Origin of the sequence: Kitasatospora sp. NPDC085879, assembly GCF_040686255.1 — a bacterium.
Lineage (GTDB): Bacteria > Actinomycetota > Actinomycetes > Streptomycetales > Streptomycetaceae > Kitasatospora.
This window is the reverse complement of record NZ_JBFBJZ010000024.1, coordinates 1-16,863: the sequence shown is the minus strand read 5'-3', so window position 1 is coordinate 16,863 and position 16,863 is coordinate 1. Positions and strand designations below refer to the sequence as shown.

Annotated in this window: 12 protein-coding genes, 1 rRNA gene and 1 pseudogene; 7 read left to right on the top strand and 7 right to left on the bottom strand. The window is 73.5% G+C overall.

The window, feature by feature from the left end:
- Window positions 1–12: 12 nt before the first annotated feature.
- The 5 genes from AB0P35_RS19665 to mmuM all read right to left on the bottom strand — a co-directional run bounded on the left by AB0P35_RS19665 (window position 13) and on the right by mmuM (window position 6,332).
- A complete protein-coding gene (locus AB0P35_RS19665) occupies window positions 13–1,611 on the bottom strand; it encodes a glycerol-3-phosphate dehydrogenase/oxidase (protein ID WP_363512163.1) in 1,599 nt (532 codons plus the stop codon).
- 152 nt (window positions 1,612–1,763) lie between these two features.
- Window positions 1,764–3,296 (bottom strand): glycerol kinase GlpK, encoded by a 1,533-nt coding sequence (glpK, locus tag AB0P35_RS19660; RefSeq protein ID WP_095876376.1) that lies wholly within the window; start codon window positions 3,294–3,296, stop codon window positions 1,764–1,766.
- Between the two features lie 94 nt (window positions 3,297–3,390).
- Window positions 3,391–4,110: an MIP/aquaporin family protein gene (locus tag AB0P35_RS19655; protein WP_363512161.1), complete on the bottom strand. Its 720-nt coding sequence runs from the start codon at window positions 4,108–4,110 to the stop codon at window positions 3,391–3,393.
- 360 nt (window positions 4,111–4,470) lie between these two features.
- Window positions 4,471–5,235 (bottom strand): IclR family transcriptional regulator, encoded by a 765-nt coding sequence (locus AB0P35_RS19650; RefSeq protein ID WP_095876374.1) that lies wholly within the window; start codon window positions 5,233–5,235, stop codon window positions 4,471–4,473.
- A gap of 152 nt (window positions 5,236–5,387) precedes the next feature.
- Window positions 5,388–6,332: a homocysteine S-methyltransferase gene (gene mmuM, locus AB0P35_RS19645; RefSeq protein ID WP_363512159.1), complete on the bottom strand. Its 945-nt coding sequence runs from the start codon at window positions 6,330–6,332 to the stop codon at window positions 5,388–5,390.
- Between the two features lie 299 nt (window positions 6,333–6,631).
- On the opposite strand from mmuM, the gene AB0P35_RS19640 reads away from it, so the two are divergent.
- The 6 genes and pseudogenes from AB0P35_RS19640 to AB0P35_RS19615 all read left to right on the top strand — a co-directional run bounded on the left by AB0P35_RS19640 (window position 6,632) and on the right by AB0P35_RS19615 (window position 13,800).
- Window positions 6,632–7,495: an NUDIX domain-containing protein gene (locus tag AB0P35_RS19640; RefSeq protein ID WP_363512157.1), complete on the top strand. Its 864-nt coding sequence runs from the start codon at window positions 6,632–6,634 to the stop codon at window positions 7,493–7,495.
- A complete protein-coding gene (locus AB0P35_RS19635) occupies window positions 7,492–8,568 on the top strand; it encodes a molecular chaperone DnaJ (RefSeq protein WP_363512155.1) in 1,077 nt (358 codons plus the stop codon). Before AB0P35_RS19640 ends, AB0P35_RS19635 begins: the two co-directional genes overlap by 4 nt.
- 10 nt (window positions 8,569–8,578) lie before the next feature.
- Window positions 8,579–9,571, top strand: coding sequence for a hypothetical protein (locus AB0P35_RS19630; RefSeq protein WP_363512153.1), 993 nt, complete (start codon window positions 8,579–8,581; stop codon window positions 9,569–9,571).
- Between the two features lie 17 nt (window positions 9,572–9,588).
- Window positions 9,589–10,785, top strand: a pseudogene (locus AB0P35_RS19625) (adenylosuccinate synthetase); the annotation flags it as partial.
- A gap of 243 nt (window positions 10,786–11,028) precedes the next feature.
- On the top strand, window positions 11,029–11,577 hold the full coding sequence (locus tag AB0P35_RS19620) for an NUDIX domain-containing protein (protein WP_363512309.1): 549 nt from the start codon (window positions 11,029–11,031) through the stop codon (window positions 11,575–11,577).
- Between the two features lie 204 nt (window positions 11,578–11,781).
- The gene (locus AB0P35_RS19615) at window positions 11,782–13,800 is read left to right on the top strand and encodes an acetoacetate--CoA ligase (protein ID WP_363512151.1); all 2,019 of its coding nucleotides are present in this window, start codon (window positions 11,782–11,784) and stop codon (window positions 13,798–13,800) included.
- A 97-nt stretch (window positions 13,801–13,897) separates the two neighbouring features.
- On the opposite strand, the gene ptsP is transcribed toward AB0P35_RS19615, so the two are convergent.
- Entirely contained in the window at window positions 13,898–15,568 is a 1,671-nt protein-coding gene (gene ptsP / locus AB0P35_RS19610) for a phosphoenolpyruvate--protein phosphotransferase (RefSeq protein WP_363512149.1), read from the bottom strand.
- 33 nt (window positions 15,569–15,601) lie between these two features.
- Window positions 15,602–16,051, bottom strand: coding sequence for a PTS glucose transporter subunit IIA (locus AB0P35_RS19605; RefSeq protein WP_363512147.1), 450 nt, complete (start codon window positions 16,049–16,051; stop codon window positions 15,602–15,604).
- 724 nt (window positions 16,052–16,775) lie between these two features.
- On the opposite strand from AB0P35_RS19605, the gene AB0P35_RS19600 reads away from it, so the two are divergent.
- A 16S ribosomal RNA gene (locus tag AB0P35_RS19600) occupies window positions 16,776–16,863 on the top strand; the annotation flags it as partial.

The following is a 16,863-nucleotide window of genomic DNA, read 5'->3' as shown; positions in this document are numbered from 1 at the left end:
GCGAGGCTGTGCTTACTTGTTCTTCCCACGCTTCGCGAGGAAGGCCTCGACCTGCTGGCGGACCTCCGGGGTGTCCAGGCCGCGCACGGTCATGGTGGTGCGGCGGCGCAGCACGTCGTCCACGGTGTACGCCCACTCGTTGTCGGCGGCGAAGGCGACCTGCGCCCAGACGTCCGGGCCGTCGGCGTGGATCGGCTCGCCGAGCTCCGGGTGCTGCGCGATCAGGTGCGCGATCTCGAAGGAGAGCGTGCCGTAGTGACTGGCCAGGTGCTTGGCGACCAGCGGCTCCATCCGCGAGCCGGGCTCGCGGTCGACCAGCAGGCGGTGCGCGACGGCGTTCGGCGCGCCGACGCCGGGCAGCGGCACGGTCGCCGGGAAGGGCGACATGTCCTCGGCCAGGCCGGTACCGGGCACGTGCTTGAGCTTCTCCAGCACGGCGCGGCCGATGTGCCGGTAGGTGGTCCACTTGCCGCCGGCGACCGACAGCATGCCGCCGCGGCCTTCGCTGACGACGGTCTCGCGCTTGGCGGCGGCGGTGTCGCCGGGGCCGCCGGGCAGCACCCGCAGGCCGGCGAAGGCGTAGGTGATCAGGTCGCGGTCGAGGTGCTCGTCGCGGATCGCGTGGCCGGCCTCGTCCATGATCTGGTCGATGTCGGCCTCGGTGGCGCGGACGTCCAGCGGGTCGCCGGTGTACTCCTCGTCCGTGGTGCCGAGCAGGACGTGGTCCTCCCACGGGATCGCGAAGGAGACGCGGTACTTGTCGATCGGGATGGTGAGCGCGGCGCGCCACGGGGTGCGGCGCTTGACGACGACGTGCGCACCCTTGGAGAGCCGGATCGACGGGGCGGCGCCCGCGTCCTCCATCTTCCGCAGGTGGTCGACCCAGGGGCCGGTGGCGTTGAGCACCAGGCGGGCGCTGACGCCGAACTCGCTGCCGTCCAGGCGGTCGCGCAGCTCGGCGCCGGAGACCCGGCCGCCGGTGAAGCGCAGACCGGTGACCTCGGCGTGGTTGAGCACGACCGCGCCGGACTCGACCGCGGCGCGGACGGTCATCACGGCGACCCGGGAGTCGTTCATCTGGTGGTCGCCGTAGACGGCCACCGAGCGCAGGCCCTCGGTGCGCAGCGCCGGCACCTGCTGGGCGGCGTGCGCGGCGGTGGAGACCCGGCCCATGCCGTCGCGGAAGGCGGAGAGCGCCGAGTAGAGGAAGACGCCGGCGCCGAGCTTGGGGGCGCTGTGCGGGCCGCCCTTGTAGACCGGCACGAAGAAGGTCAGCGGGTTGACCAGGTGCGGGGCGACGTCGGTGGCGAGCGCGCGGCGCTCCTTGTGGTTCTCGGCGACCAGCCTGACCGCGCCGGTCTGCAGGTAGCGCAGACCGCCGTGGACGAGCTTGGAGGAGGCGCTGGAGGTGGCGCCGGCGAAGTCGCCAGCGTCGACCATGGCGACCTTCAGACCGGCCTGCGCCGCCGTCCAGGCGGTCGCGGTGCCGAGGATGCCGCCGCCGATCACCAGCAGGTCGTAGGTGGCCTTGCCGAGCAGCTCGCGGGTCTCGGCGCGGGAGGCGGTGCGGGCGGTGGTGAAACCGGCGCCCAGAGTCGGAATGGTAGCCATGGTGTGTGTACGGCGGCCTGGTCGGGCTGCCGTGTCTCCTCTCGGGTGTGCGGTGCGGTCTCCGCCGGGAGACCGGGGCCCGGCCCCCGGTGCGGCGGGGCCGGAACGTCACGAAGGCCGGCCGGGGCGGCGCTGCCCCGGCCGGCTGTGCGTCAGCTCTGGTCGTCCTCCTCCACCCAGCCCATGGTGCGCTCGACCGCCTTGAGCCACTTCTTGTACTCGCGGTCGCGGGTGGCCTCGTCCATCCGCGGGGTCCACTCCGCGGCGCGGTGCCAGTTGGCCCGCAGGGTGTCGAGGTCGCTCCAGAAGCCGACCGCGAGACCGGCCGCGTAGGCCGCGCCCAGTGCCGTGGTCTCGGCGACGTAGGGGCGCTCGACGGGGGCGTCCAGGACGTCGGCGATGTTCTGCATGAGCAGGTTGTTGGAGGTCATGCCGCCGTCGACCTTGAGCGCGGTGAGCTCGACGCCGGAGTCCTTCTGCATGGCGTCGACGACCTCGCGGGTCTGCCAGGCGGTGGCCTCCAGGACGGCCCGGGCCAGGTGGCCCTTGGTCACGTAGCGGGTCAGGCCGGCGATCACACCGCGGGCGTCGGAGCGCCAGTACGGGGCGAACAGGCCGGAGAACGCCGGGACGAAGTAGGCGCCGCCGTTGTCCTCGACGGTGGAGGCGAGGGTCTCGATCTCGGCGGCCGTCGAGATGATGCCGAGCTGGTCGCGGAGCCACTGCACCAGCGAGCCGGTGACGGCGATCGAGCCCTCGAGGGCGTAGACCGGGGCCTGGTCGCCGATCCGGTAGCCGACGGTGGTCAGCAGGCCGTGGTACGAGTTGACGATCTTCTCGCCGGTGTTCAGCAGCAGGAAGGTGCCGGTGCCGTAGGTCGACTTGGCCTCGCCCTCGTCGAAGCAGGTCTGGCCGAACAGCGCGGCCTGCTGGTCGCCGAGTGCGGAGGCGACGGGCACGCCCGCCAGGTCGCCGACCGCGTGGCCGTAGACCTCGGCGGAGGAGCGGATCTCCGGGAGGACCGCGAGCGGAACGTCCATGGACTCCGCGATCTTGTCGTCCCACTCCAGGGTGTGGAGGTTCATCAGCATGGTGCGGCTGGCGTTGGTGACGTCCGTGACGTGCTTGCCGCCGTTGACACCGCCGGTGAGGTTCCAGATGACCCAGGTGTCCATGGTGCCGAAGAGGATCTCGCCGGCCTCGGCGCGCTCGCGCAGGCCCTCGACGTTGTCCAGCAGCCAGCGGATCTTCGGGCCGGCGAAGTAGCTGGCCAGCGGCAGGCCGGTCTCGCGGCGGTAGCGGTCCTGGCCGACGTTGCGGCCCAGCTCGCGGCAGAGCGCCTCGGTGCGGGTGTCCTGCCAGACCAGCGCGTTGTGGACGGGCTCACCGGTGTTCTTGTCCCACAGCACGGTGGTCTCGCGCTGGTTGGTGATGCCGATGGCGCGGATGTCGTCCTTGGTGAGGCCGGCCTTCTCCAGGGCCCCGCGGATCACCGACTGGACGCGGGTCCAGATCTCGGCGGCGTCGTGCTCGACCCAGCCCGGCTGCGGGAAGATCTGCGAGTGCTCCTGCTGGTCGACGGCGACGATCCGGCCGTCGGCGCCGAAGATGATGCAGCGGCTGGACGTGGTGCCCTGGTCGATCGCGGCGATGTAGTTCCCGGTGGGCGTGGTGCCAGAAGTCATGGGGTCCTCGGATCTGGATGAGGGATTCAGGACAGGGCGGGCCTGACGTGGGGTCAGTCCCCGTGGACGGGTGCCGGGCAAACCCCGGTCGGGCTCAGAAGACGATGTGGTAGAAACCGCCGGCCAGCAGGCCGCCGATGGCCGGGCCGGCCACCGGGATCCACGCGTACGACCAGTCCGAGCTGCCCTTGTTCGGGATCGGCAGCAGGCTGTGGGCGACGCGCGGGCCGAGGTCGCGGGCCGGGTTGATCGCGTAGCCGGTCGGGCCGCCGAGCGAGAGACCGATGCCGACCACGGTGAGCGCGACGATCAGGATGCCGGTGCCGGAGAGGCCGAGGCCCTTGTTCAGGCCCTGGGTGAGGATGGCCAGGCAGAGCACGAAGGTGCCGATGATCTCGGTGAGCATGTTCTGGATCGGGTTCCGGATCTCCGGACCGGTGGAGAAGATGCCGAGGGTGGGGTCCTCGTTGGCCTGGAACTGGCCGAGGTAGGTGACCCACACCAGGACTCCGCCGATGAACGCGCCGAGCATCTGGGAGCCGATGTACAGCGGGACCTTGCTCCAGTCGCCGGTCTCGGCGGCGATGGCCAGGGTGACCGCGGGGTTGAGGTGGGCGCCGGACTTGGGGGCCGACATGTAGGCGGCGATGAGGACCGCGAAGCCCCAGCCGAAGGTGATGGCGAGCCAGCCGGCGTTGATCGCCTTCGACTTCTTGAGCGTGACCGCGGCGCAGACGCCGCCGCCGAGCAGAATCAGAGCGGCGGTGCCGAGGGTTTCGCCGACGAAGATGTCGCCGTTGGAGAAAGCGGACACAGAGACTCCCTTGTCCTGGTGGCCCGGAGGTGCGGGTGGGGGCAGGTGTGCCGGGGCGATCCGGTGCGGGTGAGCGCAGTGGGAGCGGATCTTCCCGGCCGCCGTTCGACAATGTCGACCGACATGCGGAAGCTTCTACCGCTGCCACCCTCCACGTCAAGGCAGGGTTACGCACCTGTGACGGACGAGGACGCAGGGACGCGCCGGACAGGCGGTGCGCGTCGGCGGAACGGGCGAACGGGCGGCCCCGGACGGGGTTCCGGGCGCACTTCGGGGCCCCGCCGGGCATGCGAAGGGGCGCGGACGGGCTGCTGCCCGTCCGCGCCCCGCGCGAACGTGTGAACGGCCTGCGGCCGGCGGTCAGAACCGCCCGGCGCCCAGGTCCCGGGAGATCGCCCGGGCGGCGCTGCGCACCGAGGCGACCAGCGACGGCTTGACGAAGCCGTCCTCGGTGACCGTCTCCACCGGGCCGCTCACGCAGACCGCGCCGACCGGATTGCGCCGCCGGTCCTGGATCAGCGCACCGATCGAGGCCACCCCCTCCCAGGTCTCCTCGATCGAGTCGGCCCAGCCCCGCTCGCGGATCAGCGCGCACTCCGCGTCCACGTCCACCGGATCGGTCAGTGTGCGCAGCGTGTAGGGCTCGTACGGGCCGTCGCCCAGCTGCCCGCGGGCCACCGGGTCGTACGCCAGCAGCACCTTGCCCAGCGCGGTGGAGTGCAGCGGCTGCATCGAACCGACCTCCAGCACCTGCCTGGTGTCGTCGGGGCGGAAGACGTGGTGCACGATCAGCACGCCCTGCTGGTGCAGCACGCCCAGGTAGACCGTCTCGCCGCTGGCCCGGGCCAGGTCGTCGGCCCACACCAGGGCGCGCGCCCGCAGCTCGTGCACGTCCAGGTAGCTCTGGCCGAGCCGCAGCAGCTCGGCACCGAGCTGGTACTTCCCGCTCTCCGGGTCCTGCTCGACGAAACCCTCCTGCTGCAGCGTGCGCAGGATGCCGTGCGCGGTGCCCTTGGCCAGGTCGAGCGCGGTCGCGACCTCGGACAGCCCGAGCCGGCGCTCACCGCCGGCCAGCAGGCGCATGATCGCGGCGGCCCGGGAGAGCGACTGGATCGGGCCGGGCATTGGCTACCTCCCCTGACAGGCGGTCGACATTGTCGACCGAAGTGTTGACGGCACGAGTCTGCCAGGCCGACGGCCGGATGCGCACCTTTCCGATCACTCCGCACCGCGCGCGAGAGCGCACCGACCGCCCCGCACGCCGTGCGCGGCCGCGCTCACCCCGCATCGCGCACCGCACGGGCGAGCCCCGCGATCTCCCGCTCGCCGACCCGGCAGCACCCGCCGACCAGCCGCGCCCCGTCCGCGAGCCAGCCGGCCACCCGTTCCGGCCGGAAGGTCGACCCGCCCCGCCAGCCGCGTGCCCCGGCGTCCCAGCTCTCGCCGCTGTTCGGATACACCACCACCGGCTTTCCGGTCGCCCGCGCGGCCACCGGCACCGCCCGGTCCGCGTCGTCCGGGCTGCAGCAGTTCACCCCCACCGCCACCACGGCGTCCACCCCCGCGGCCAGGCCCAGCGCCCCGGCCAGCGGCTGCCCCGCCCGCGTCCGGTCGCCCGCGACACTGAACGACAGCCACGCCGGCACCCCGAGACCGTCGACCGCCCGCAGCAGCGCCTCCGCCTCCACCGCGTCCGGGACGGTCTCCAGCGCCAGCACGTCCGGGCCGGCCGCCGCCAGCACCTCCAGCCGCGGCCGGTGGAAGCGCTCCAGCTCCGCCACGCTCAGCCCGTACCGCCCCCGGTACTCCGAGCCGTCCGCCAGCATCGCGCCGTACGGACCGGCCGACGCCGCCACGAACAGCGGCCCGGCCGCCCCCTCCGCCTCGGCCCGCCGCGCGGCGTCCCGCGCCAACCGGACGCTCAGCGCCAGCAGCCGCTCGGCCTCCGCCCGGCCGACGCCCCGGCGCGCGAACCCCTCGAACGAGGCCTGGTAGCTCGCCGTGATCGCCACCTGCGCCCCGGCCCGGAAATATCCCAGGTGCGCCTCGGCCACCGCCTCGGGCGCGTCCGCCAGCAGCCGGGCCGACCAGAGCGCGTCCGACAGGTCGTGCCCGGCGTCCTCCAGCTGGTTGGACAGCCCGCCGTCCAGCACCAGCGGCCCCGCCGCCAGAGCGGCGGCGAAGCCCGGGCGGGCGGCCGCGGACGGGGGAGCGGCGGGCACGGTCCCTCCTGCTGCGGTGGGGCGCGACGGCGCTGCGGTGCGCGGCGCGGCGGCCCGAACGGTGCGGATGCCTGAACTGTAGAGCGGCCGCGGCCACGGCGGACCGCCGGGTCGTCGATCGGCGCTTTCACCGGCCGTCCCGGATCCACCCGTACGAGTGATCGAAAACGGCTGGCGGTCGTCGGTCGACTGCGCTACGTTCTTCTCACTCGGAGAACAACCCGTCCGGCGGCGCAGACACCGCAATGCGGGGCACAGGCACGACAGGTACGGCAGGAACGACCGAAGGCAGGTGGGCGATGGCAGCCGACGACGCGACCGAGGGCGGCGCCGAGCGGGAGTGGCTCGCGCAGTACGACCCGCGCGCCTACACCCCCGTGGCGGTCACCGTCGACGTGGTCGCCCTGACACTGCGCGGCGGCGAACTCCACGTCCTGCTGGTCGAACGCGGAGAGCCGCCCTACCAGGGCTGCTGGGCCCTGCCCGGCGGCTTCCTCCGCGCCGGCGAGGAGGACCTCCCCGGCGCCGCCGTCCGCGAACTCGCCGAGGAGACCGGCCTCCAGGGCACTCTGGAGGCCGCCGTCGCCCTCAGCCGCATCCACCTGGAGCAGCTCGGCAGCTACGGCGCCCCCGACCGTGACCCGCGCATGCACGTGGTCTCCGTCGCCTACCTCGCCTTCGCCCCCGACCTGCCCGACCCGCAGGCCGGCAGCGACGCCGCGGCCGCCGCCTGGCACCCGGTCTCCGCACTCGACCCGGCCCACCCCCGAACGGCCGGGCCGCACGCCGACGCCCACGGGGGTGGCGTCGGCGCGCGGCCCGGCATCCGACTCGCCTTCGACCACGCCGCGATCCTCGCCGACGGCCTGGACCGCGCCCGCGCCAAGATCGAGTACAGCCCGCTGGCCACCGCCTTCCTCCCGCACGACTTCACCATCCCCGAGCTGCGCACCGTCTACGAGGCCGTCTGGGGCGAGCGCCTGCACGCCGGCAACTTCCACCGCAAGGTGCTCTCCGTGCCCGGATTCGTCGAGTCCACCGGCGCCACCACCGAACGCGGCGGCACCCGCGGCGGTCCCCGCGCCCGCACCTACCACGCCGGCGACGCCCACCTCCTCCACCCGCCGCTGCTGCGCCCCTCCCACGAGGACGGCATCCGATGACCGCGCCCCGCGCCGCCCGGCCGCCCACCGCACCCGGCGCGACCCCGCGCGGCTTCGCCGAAGCGGCGGCCGCCGTCCTCGCCGCCGGCGGCCCGTACGACGTCTTCCCCGCCGACCCGGCAGACGCCGCCCGCCGGTACCGCCGCCTCGCCCGGCTCCTCCACCCGGACACCGCGCCCGCCGCCGAGCGGTCCCGCGCCACCGCCGCGTTCCTCGCCCTCGGCCGGCTCTGGGAGCAGCACCACGGTCCCGCCGCCGGCACCGACGAGCTCCGCACCCGCCGGCACACCTACCGGCTGGGGCCGGTCGCGGCCACCGGCGACATCGCCGTCCTGCGCTCCGCCACCACCGAGGCCGGCACCGAGGTCCTGCTGAAGATCCCCCGCAGCGCCCTCGACAACGACCTCCTCGACCGCGAGGCCGCCGCCCTCACGGGGCTCGCCCGCCACGGGGACGGCCGCTTCCACGCCTACGCCCCGACCCTGCTGGAGACCTTCCGCCACCAGGACACCACCGACCCGGCCGACGCCCCGCGGCAGGTCAACGCCCTCGTCCACCGGCCCGGCCTGCGCCCGCTCACCGACATCCTGCGGGCCTACCCCGACGGGCTCGACCCACGTGACGCCGCCTGGATCTGGCGCCGCCTGCTCGTCGCCCTCGGGTACGCCCACCGGGCCGGCGTCCGACACGGCGCCGTCCTCCCCGAGCACGTCCTCGTCCACCCGGCCGACCACGGCCTCGTCCTCGTCGACTGGTGCTACGCGGGCACCGGCGCGCCCGCCCCCGCGCCCGCCCTGGTCGAACGCCACCGCGCGCTCTACCCGCCCGAGGTCCCGGCCCGACAGGCTGTCACCGAGGCCACCGACATCCACCTCGCCACCCGGTGCGTCCAGCAGCTCATGGGCGACCGCGCGCCCCGGCAGATCCGCGCCTTCATCACCGGCTGCACCCTGCCCGCCGAGCCCCGCCGACCGCACGACGCCTGGAAGCTCCTCGCCGAGCTCGACGACCTGCTCCACACCCTCTACGGCCCGCGCACCTTCCGGCCGTTCCACCTGCCACCCACCATCTGAGGAGGCCCCCATGGGCAGCGGCACCTGGTCCACCGACGTCTACGACGCCGCCGCGCACTACCGCACCGGCACCGGCGCCAGCGCCTTCGCCTACAGCGACGCCACCACCCGCGGCGCCCGCTCCGGCTGGAAGGCCCACCCCACCCTCGACCCGCACGGCCTCACCACCCGTGAGAGCCGGGACTCGGACGAGCACCCCACCTCGCTCGCCGTCGCCGTCCTCTTCGACGTCACCGGCTCCATGCAGACCGTCCCGCGCACCCTGCAGACCAAGCTCCCCGAACTCTTCGGCCTGCTCCTGCGCAAGGGCTACACCGAGCACCCGCAGATCCTCTTCGGCGCCGTCGGCGACGCCACCTGCGACCGCGTCCCGCTCCAGCTCGGCCAGTTCGAGTCCGACAACCGGATGGACGACCACCTCGGCAACATCCTGCTCGAAGGCGGTGGCGGCGGGCAGATGACGGAGTCCTACGAGCTCGCCATGTACGCCATGGCCCGCCACACCTCACTCGACTGCGTCGAGCGCCGCGGCCGCAAGGGCTACCTCTTCCTCATCGGCGACGAACTGCCCTACGGCAAGGTCAAGGCCCGCGAGGTCCGCGCCGTCCTCGGCGAGGACATCCCCGAGGACATTCCGATCACCGCGATCCTCGCCGAGCTCCGGCAGCTGTTCCACGTCTACTTCATCCTCCCGGCCGGCGCCGCCCACGCCGGCAACACCGAGGTCCTCGACACCTGGCGCAAGCTCCTCGGCCAGCACGTCATCGAACTCGACGACCTCGACGCCGTCTGCGAGACCATCGCCCTCACCATCGGCCTCGGCGAGGAGGCCATCGACCTCCAGGAAGGCCTCGACGACCTCACCGACATCGGCTCCGACGCCGCCGCCACCGTCGGCAAGGCCCTCCAGTCCCTCGCCCGCCACTCCCGCACCCCCGCCGTCCCCGGCACGTCCCTCCTCACCCCCGACGACCGCGCCACCACCGGCACCACCCGCCTCTGAGCCGGTACCACCGCCGGGTGGCCGGCCCACGTCCGCACGTCCGCACGTCCGCACGTCCGCACCTCCGCACCTCCGCACCTCGGCACCGAAGGGGTACCGCCGTGACCGACACCCGCCCCGCAGGCCCCGGCACCGGCCCCCTCGACGGGCACGTCATCGTCTGCGACCTCGGCTTCGGGGACGCCGGCAAGGGGACGGTGGTCGACCACCTCTGCCGAGGCCCGCTCGGCCCCGAGAGCCCCCACCCGGCCCGCGCCGTCGTCCGCCACAACGGCGGCGCGCAAGCCGCCCACAACGTCGTCACCGACGACGGACGCCACCACACCTTCGCCCAGTTCGGCTCGGGCACCCTCGCAGGCGTCCCCACCCATCTCTCCCGCTTCATGCTGGTCGACCCGCTCGCCCTGGCCGCCGAGGCCCACCACCTGGCGGCCCTCGGCGTGCCCGACCCGCTCGCCCTGCTCACCGTCGACCGCCGCGCGCTCCTCACCACCCCGTACCACGCCGCCGCCAACCGCATCCGCGAGCAGCGCCGAGGCCACGACCGCCACGGCTCCTGCGGCCTCGGCATCGGCGAGACCGCACGCTACGCACTCGACCACCCCGACGACGCCCCGACCGCCGACGACTGCACCCGCCCCGCCCGCCTGCTCACCCGCCTCACCCTGCTCCGCGACCGCCTCGCCGACCGGCTCGGCCTCACCCCGGCCGATCTCGACGCCCCGCCGCCCGCCGCCTGCGTCGAGGCCTTCACCGCCTTCGCGGCCCGCGTCCGCCTCACCGACGAGGGCCACCTCGCCCGCCTGCTCCGCACCGGCCCGGTGATCTTCGAGGGCGCCCAGGGCGTCCTGCTCGACGAGTGGCACGGCTTCCACCCGTACACCACCTGGTCCACCACCACCTTCGCCCATGCCGAGACCCTCCTCGCCGAGGCCGGCGCACCCGCCGCCGCGCTGCGGCTCGGCGTCCTGCGCACCTACACCACCCGCCACGGCCCCGGCCCGCTCCCCACCGAGGACAAGTCCCTCGACCTGCCCGAGCCCCACAACGGCACCGGCCGCTGGCAGGGCGCCTTCCGCCTCGGACACTTCGACACCCCCGGCCACCGCTACGCCCTGGCCGCCGCGGGCGGAGCCGACGCCCTCGCCCTCACCCACCTCGACGCCCCCGCCCGCCACCCCGAGCTGCGCCTGTGCGACACGTACGAGCTGGACGGCGCACCGCTGCACGCCATCGGCACCGGCATGAGCGGCGACCTCGACGCCCAGAGCCGCCTCACCGAGGCCCTGCTTCGGGCCCGCCCGGGCACCCTCACCGACCCAGGCCCGGACCGGCGGGACTGGTCCGACGCGATCGCCGACCGCCTCCGCACCCCCGTACTCCTCGAGTCCCACGGCCCGACGGCCCGTCAGAAACGCCTCCGCAGAGCCCCCGTTCACCGCAGTACCATCCACCCCATGACCACAGACCAGGCCGACCGGAAGACCTACGGCCCCGGCACCCACTGCCACTGGTGCGGCACCGCCTACAGCCCCGGCACCTCGGGCTGGCCCCGCACCTGCCCGGGCTGCAGCGAGATCAGCTACCGCAACCCGCTGCCCGTGGTCGTCACCCTGCTGCCCGTCGTCTCACCCGAAGCGGAGGGGCTCGTCGTCATCCGCCGCACCATCGAGCCCGGCTACGGCGAGCTCGCCCTGCCCGGCGGCTACATCGACTACGGCGAGAGCTGGCAGCAGGCCTGCGTCCGCGAGCTCCGCGAGGAGACCGGCATCGAGGCCGACCACGCCCGGGTCACCCTGGTCGCCACCGACTCCGACACCGCGGGCGGCTTCCTCTGCCTGTTCGGCATGCTCCCCGCCCGCCGGATCGAGGAACTCCCGCCGTCCGTCCCCACCCCCGAGACCGAGGGCTGGCAGTTCCTCCCCATCGCCTCCCGGCTGGCCTTCCCCTTCCACACCCGGGTCGCCCACGCCTGGTTCAACGGCGAGTACTCCCACCTGGTCTGATCACGGGCGCCGCCCCACCCGCCGCGCCCACCCACCACGCGCGGCCGCCACACCCCGCCGCCACCCGGGGGGCTCTGGCGCACCCGACGATCACATGGCAAGGTCTGCTCGTCAGCCACCTCGCGGGCGGCGCCCGCCACAAGCAGCCCCGCCCACCGCCCCCGGCCCCCGGGCGGGGGCGCACCACCCCGGGAGACCACCACCGTGAGCACCCCACCCGAAGGCCGACCGCTCTGGCGCCCTGACCCGGCCCGCGCCGCATCCGCCCGGATCGTCGCCTTCCAGGCCTGGGCCGCAGAGCACCACGGCGCACCGGCGGCCCCGCTCGCCCCCGCGGACGACGACGAGCAGGCCGCCGCCCGCTACGCCGACCTCCAGGCCTGGTCCACCGAAGACCTGGAGCGCTTCTGGACGGCCGTCACCGAGTGGTTCGACGTCCGCTTCACCACCCCGCCCGAGGCCGTCCTCGCCGACCCGGCGATGCCCGGCGCCCGCTGGTTCCCCGGCGCCCGCCTCAACTACGCCGAGCACGCCCTGCGCGCCGCCGAGGACCCGGACCGCGCCGACCGGCCCGCGATCCTGCACCTCGACGAGACCACCGAGCAGCCCACCGCCCTCAGCTGGGCCGAGCTGCGCCGCCGGGTCGGCTCGCTCGCCGCCGCCCTCCGGGCCCGCGGCGTCCGCCCCGGCGACCGGGTCGGCGCCTACCTGCCGAACATCCCGCAGGCCGTCGTCGCCCTGCTCGCGACCGCTGCCGTCGGCGCCGTCTGGACCTCCTGCGCCCCCGACTTCGGCGCCCGCAGCGTCCTCGACCGGCTCCAGCAGATCGAGCCCACCGTCCTCTTCGCCGTCGACGGCTACCACTACGGCGGCAAGGACCACGACCGCACCGAGGTCGTCGCCGAACTCCGCCGCGAACTCCCCTCGCTGCGCACCGTCGTGCACATCCCGCTGCTCGGCGGCCCGGCCCCCGAGGGCGCCCTCGCCTGGGACGACCTGGTCGGCGGCGACGACGAGCCGGTCTTCGAGCCCGTCCCCTTCGACCACCCGCTCTGGGTGCTCTACTCCTCCGGCACCACCGGCCTGCCCAAGGCCATCGTGCAGAGCCAGGGCGGCATCCTCGTCGAGCACCTCAAGCAGGCCTCGCTCCACCTCGACCTCGGCCCGGACGACCGCTTCCTCTGGTACACCTCCACCGGCTGGATGATGTGGAACTTCCTCGTCGCCGGCCTCCTCGTCGGGTCCACGATCGTCACCTACGACGGCAGCCCGGGGCACCCCGACACCGGCGCACTCTGGTCGGTCGCCGCCCGCACCCGGGCCACCGTCCTCGGCACCTCCGCCGCCTACGTCATCGCCAGCCGCAAGGCCGACCTCCACCCCGGCGCCGACCTGGACCTCTCCGCCGTGCGCTGCATCGGCACCACCGGCTCCCCGCTGCCGCCCGACGGCTTCCAGTGGATCTACGACGAGGTCAAGAAGGACGTCTGGCTCGCCTCCGTCAGCGGCGGCACCGACGTCTGCAGCTGCTTCGTCGGCGGCGTCCCCACCCTCCCCGTCCACCTCGGCGAGATCCAGGCACCGTGCCTGGGCGCCGCCGTCGAGTCCTGGGACGTCCAGGGCCACCCGCTGACCGACCTGGTCGGCGAGCTCGTGGTCATCAAGCCGCTGCCCTCCATGCCGATCGGCTTCTGGAACGACCCGGACGGCACCCGCTACCGGGACAGCTACTTCGACATGTACCCGGGCATCTGGCGCCACGGCGACTGGATCACCGTCACCTCCCGCGGCACCGTCGTCATCCACGGCCGCTCCGACTCGACCCTCAACCGCCAGGGCGTCCGGATGGGCTCCTCCGACATCTACGAGGTCGTCGAGCGTCTCCCGGAGATCGCGGAGTCCCTGGTCATCGGCGTCGAGGAGCCGGACGGCGGCTACTGGATGCCGCTCTTCGTCGTCCTCGCCCCCGGCGCTGACCTCGACGACTCGCTGCGCGCCCGCGTCCGCACCGAACTGCGCACCCAGCTCTCGCCCCGGCACGTCCCGGACGAGATCATCGCCGTCCACGGCCTCCCGCACACCCTCACCGGCAAGCGGATCGAGGTCCCGGTGAAGCGGCTGCTCTCCGGCACCCCGCTGGAGAAGGCGGTGAACCCGGGCTCGGTCGACAACATCGACCACCTCCGGTTCTTCGAGCGCCTGGGCGCCGAGCGCCGCGGCTGAGCCCTGCCCCGCAGTCCGGGCCCGGACAGCCGAGCAGGGGCGCTTCCAACCCCCACGGTGGAAGCGCCCCTGCGGCCCCGGCCCTGCTCCGGGGCGTCTACTCGCCGGACAGCACCTGGTGCGCCGCCGCGCGCGCGTCGGCCGCGCTGTCCGCGGCCCGCGCCGCTGCCGCGGCACGCCGGCACTGCGCCAGCGTCACCTTCGCCAACGCCGACCGCACGTAGGCGATCGACGAGGCACCCATCGACAGGCTCGTCACACCGAGACCGGTCAGCACACAGGCGAGCAGCGGATCGGCGGCCGCCTCACCGCACACACCGCAGCTCTTGCCGGTCGCCTGCGCGGCCTCGGCCGACAGCGCGATCAGGTCGAGCAGCGCCGGCTGCCACGGGTCCTGCAGCCGCGCCACCGCACCGACCTGCCGGTCCGCCGCGAAGGTGTACTGCGCCAGGTCGTTCGTCCCCAGCGACAGGAACTCGACCTCCTGCAGGACGGACCGGGCCCGCAGCGCCGCCGACGGGATCTCCACCATCGCACCGAACTTCGCCACCAGCCCGGCCTCCCGGCAGGCGTCCGCGAATGCCCGCGCGTCCTGCCGGTCCGCCACCATCGGCGCCATGACCTCCAAGTGGACGGGCAGTCCCTCGGCCGCCCGGGCGAGCGCCCGCAGCTGCGTCGACAGCACCTCGGGGTGGTCCAGCAGTGTCCGCAGACCCCGTACACCCAGGGCGGGGTTCGGCTCGTCGGCCGGCGTCAGGAAGTCCAGCGGCTTGTCCGCCCCGGCATCCAGCACCCGGACGACCACCCGGCCCTCCGGGAAGGCCTCCAGCACCTTCCGGTACGCCTCGTACTGCTTCTCCTCGCTCGGCGCCTTCGCGGAGTCGTCGAGGAAGAGGAACTCGGTACGGAACAGGCCGACGCCCTCCGCCTCGGCCTCCAGCGCCGCCGGCAGGTCCGCCGGGCCGCCGATGTTCGCGAGCAGCGGCACCAGGTGCCCGTCCGAGGTGCGGCCCGGGCCGGAGGACGCGGCCAGCGCGGCCTTCCGCTCGGCCGCCAGCCGTCGCAGCTCCTCCTGCCGTTCGGCGGACGGGTTCACCAGCACCTCACCGCTGCTGCCGTCCACCGCGACGACGACGCCCTCGGCGACCTCGGTCGCCCGGGGCAGCGCCACCACGGCCGGCACGCCCAGCGCCCGCGCCAGGATCGCGCTGTGGCTGGTCGGCCCGCCCTCCTCGGTGACGAAGCCCAGCACCAGAGCCGGGTCGAGCAGCGCGGTGTCCGCCGGCGCGAGGTCGTGCGCGAAGAGCACGTACGGCTCGTCGCTGTCCGGCACACCGGGCATCGGCACGCCGAGCAGCCGCGCCACGATCCGGTTCCGGACGTCGTCCAGGTCGGCCACCCGACCGGCAAGGTAATCGCCGGCCGCGGCCAGCAGCGCGCGGTACGCGGCGAAGGCGTCGTAGATGCCCCGCTCGGCGCTGCTGCCGACCGCGATCCGCCGGCTGACGTCCGCCATCAGCTCCGGGTCCTGCGCCATCAGCGCCTGGGCCTCGAGGACGGCCTGCGCCTCACCACCGGCCAGGTTGCCGCGCGCGATCAGGTCGGCCGCGACCGCGTCCACCGCGGCCTGGGCACGAGCCTGCTCGCGCGGGGCGTCCTCACTCGGGACCTGTGTCGCCGGGGGTTCCAGCACCGCCGTCCCCATGTGCCGCACCGGGCCGATGGCGACCCCGTGGCTGACCCCTACGCCGCGAAGCATCGGTTCCACGTTCAGAGATTCCTTTCACCCGGCCAGCGGGAGTCAGTTCCAGGTGAAGAGTTCGCCGCCCGGCGCGACGTCACCGCTCTCGGCCACACCGGAGAGCGCCTCGGACGTGGCCTCCAGCGCGACGATCGGGGAGATCGGCGACTTGCCCGCGGCCTCCACGGCCGCCGGGTTCCAGCGGATCACCGGCTGACCGCGCTTGACCTCGTCCCCCTTGCCGACGAGCAGCTCGAAGCCCTCGCCGTTGAGCTGGACGGTGTCGATGCCGAGGTGGGTCAGCACACCATGGCCGTCCGCGTCGACGACGACGAACGCGTGCGGGTGCATGGAGACCACGAGGCCGTCGACCGGGGCCACCGCCTCGGTGGGCTCGCGCACCGGGTCGATGGCGGTGCCGGGTCCGACCATCGCGCCGGAGAAGACGGGGTCCGGCACGTTGGCCAGTCCGACGGCCCGGCCGGCGAGCGGCGAGGTCACAGTGGTCATGGTGGAGCCTCCCAGGTGCGGAGTACAGCGCGTGCGGCCGCGGAGCAGCGGCATCGGCATCAGCTGAAGCCTAAATCATGTCAACTTCGGACATACCGGCACGTAACGGCAGAGTGCGCCGAGCGGGGCGACGCCCAGCTCCGACAGCACCGAACCGCCCGAGACCGACCCGTCGACGCAGGAATGACGGGCCTGTCGCGACGTAAGTGGTCTAGTCCTCTGTGTCGATGCGCGGCACTCTACGGCATGTGGGGGCGTGCAGACGATGGCCCCGCTCGGGTCCCCGCCCGGCCGGCCTCCGACCGCGGGTGCTCCGTCCGGGTGACCACGCCGCGCCTCGATTAGGCGCGCGGGCCGAGACCGGCTATCGTTGCTCAGGTCGCCGCGCGGCGATGGTTAACTCCGGATGTCGGGAACGTAAAGCACTGGTTAAACAGTGGCAAACGGGTCTGATAAGCTGGAAACACGAAAGAGCGAAACGCCCGGAGGGTCCGCTGGAAGGCGGTCCGAAGGAAGTGTCCGTTCCTTGAGAACTCAACAGCGTGCCAAAAGTCAACGCCAGATATGTTGACATCCCCGGCCGGTCCGTTTGGATCGGTTGGAGATTCCTTTTGAAATAACACAGCGAGGACGCAGTGCGCGGGGCCGCCTATTCCGGTGGTTGCCGTGCCGCTCAACGCGAGTGTGAACCGGCGGCTTTTAATTAAGCATGGCCGAGTAATCATTCACGGAGAGTTTGATCCTGGCTCAGGACGAACGCTGGCGGCGTGCTTAACACATGCAAGTCGAACGGTGAAGCCCTTCGGGGTGGA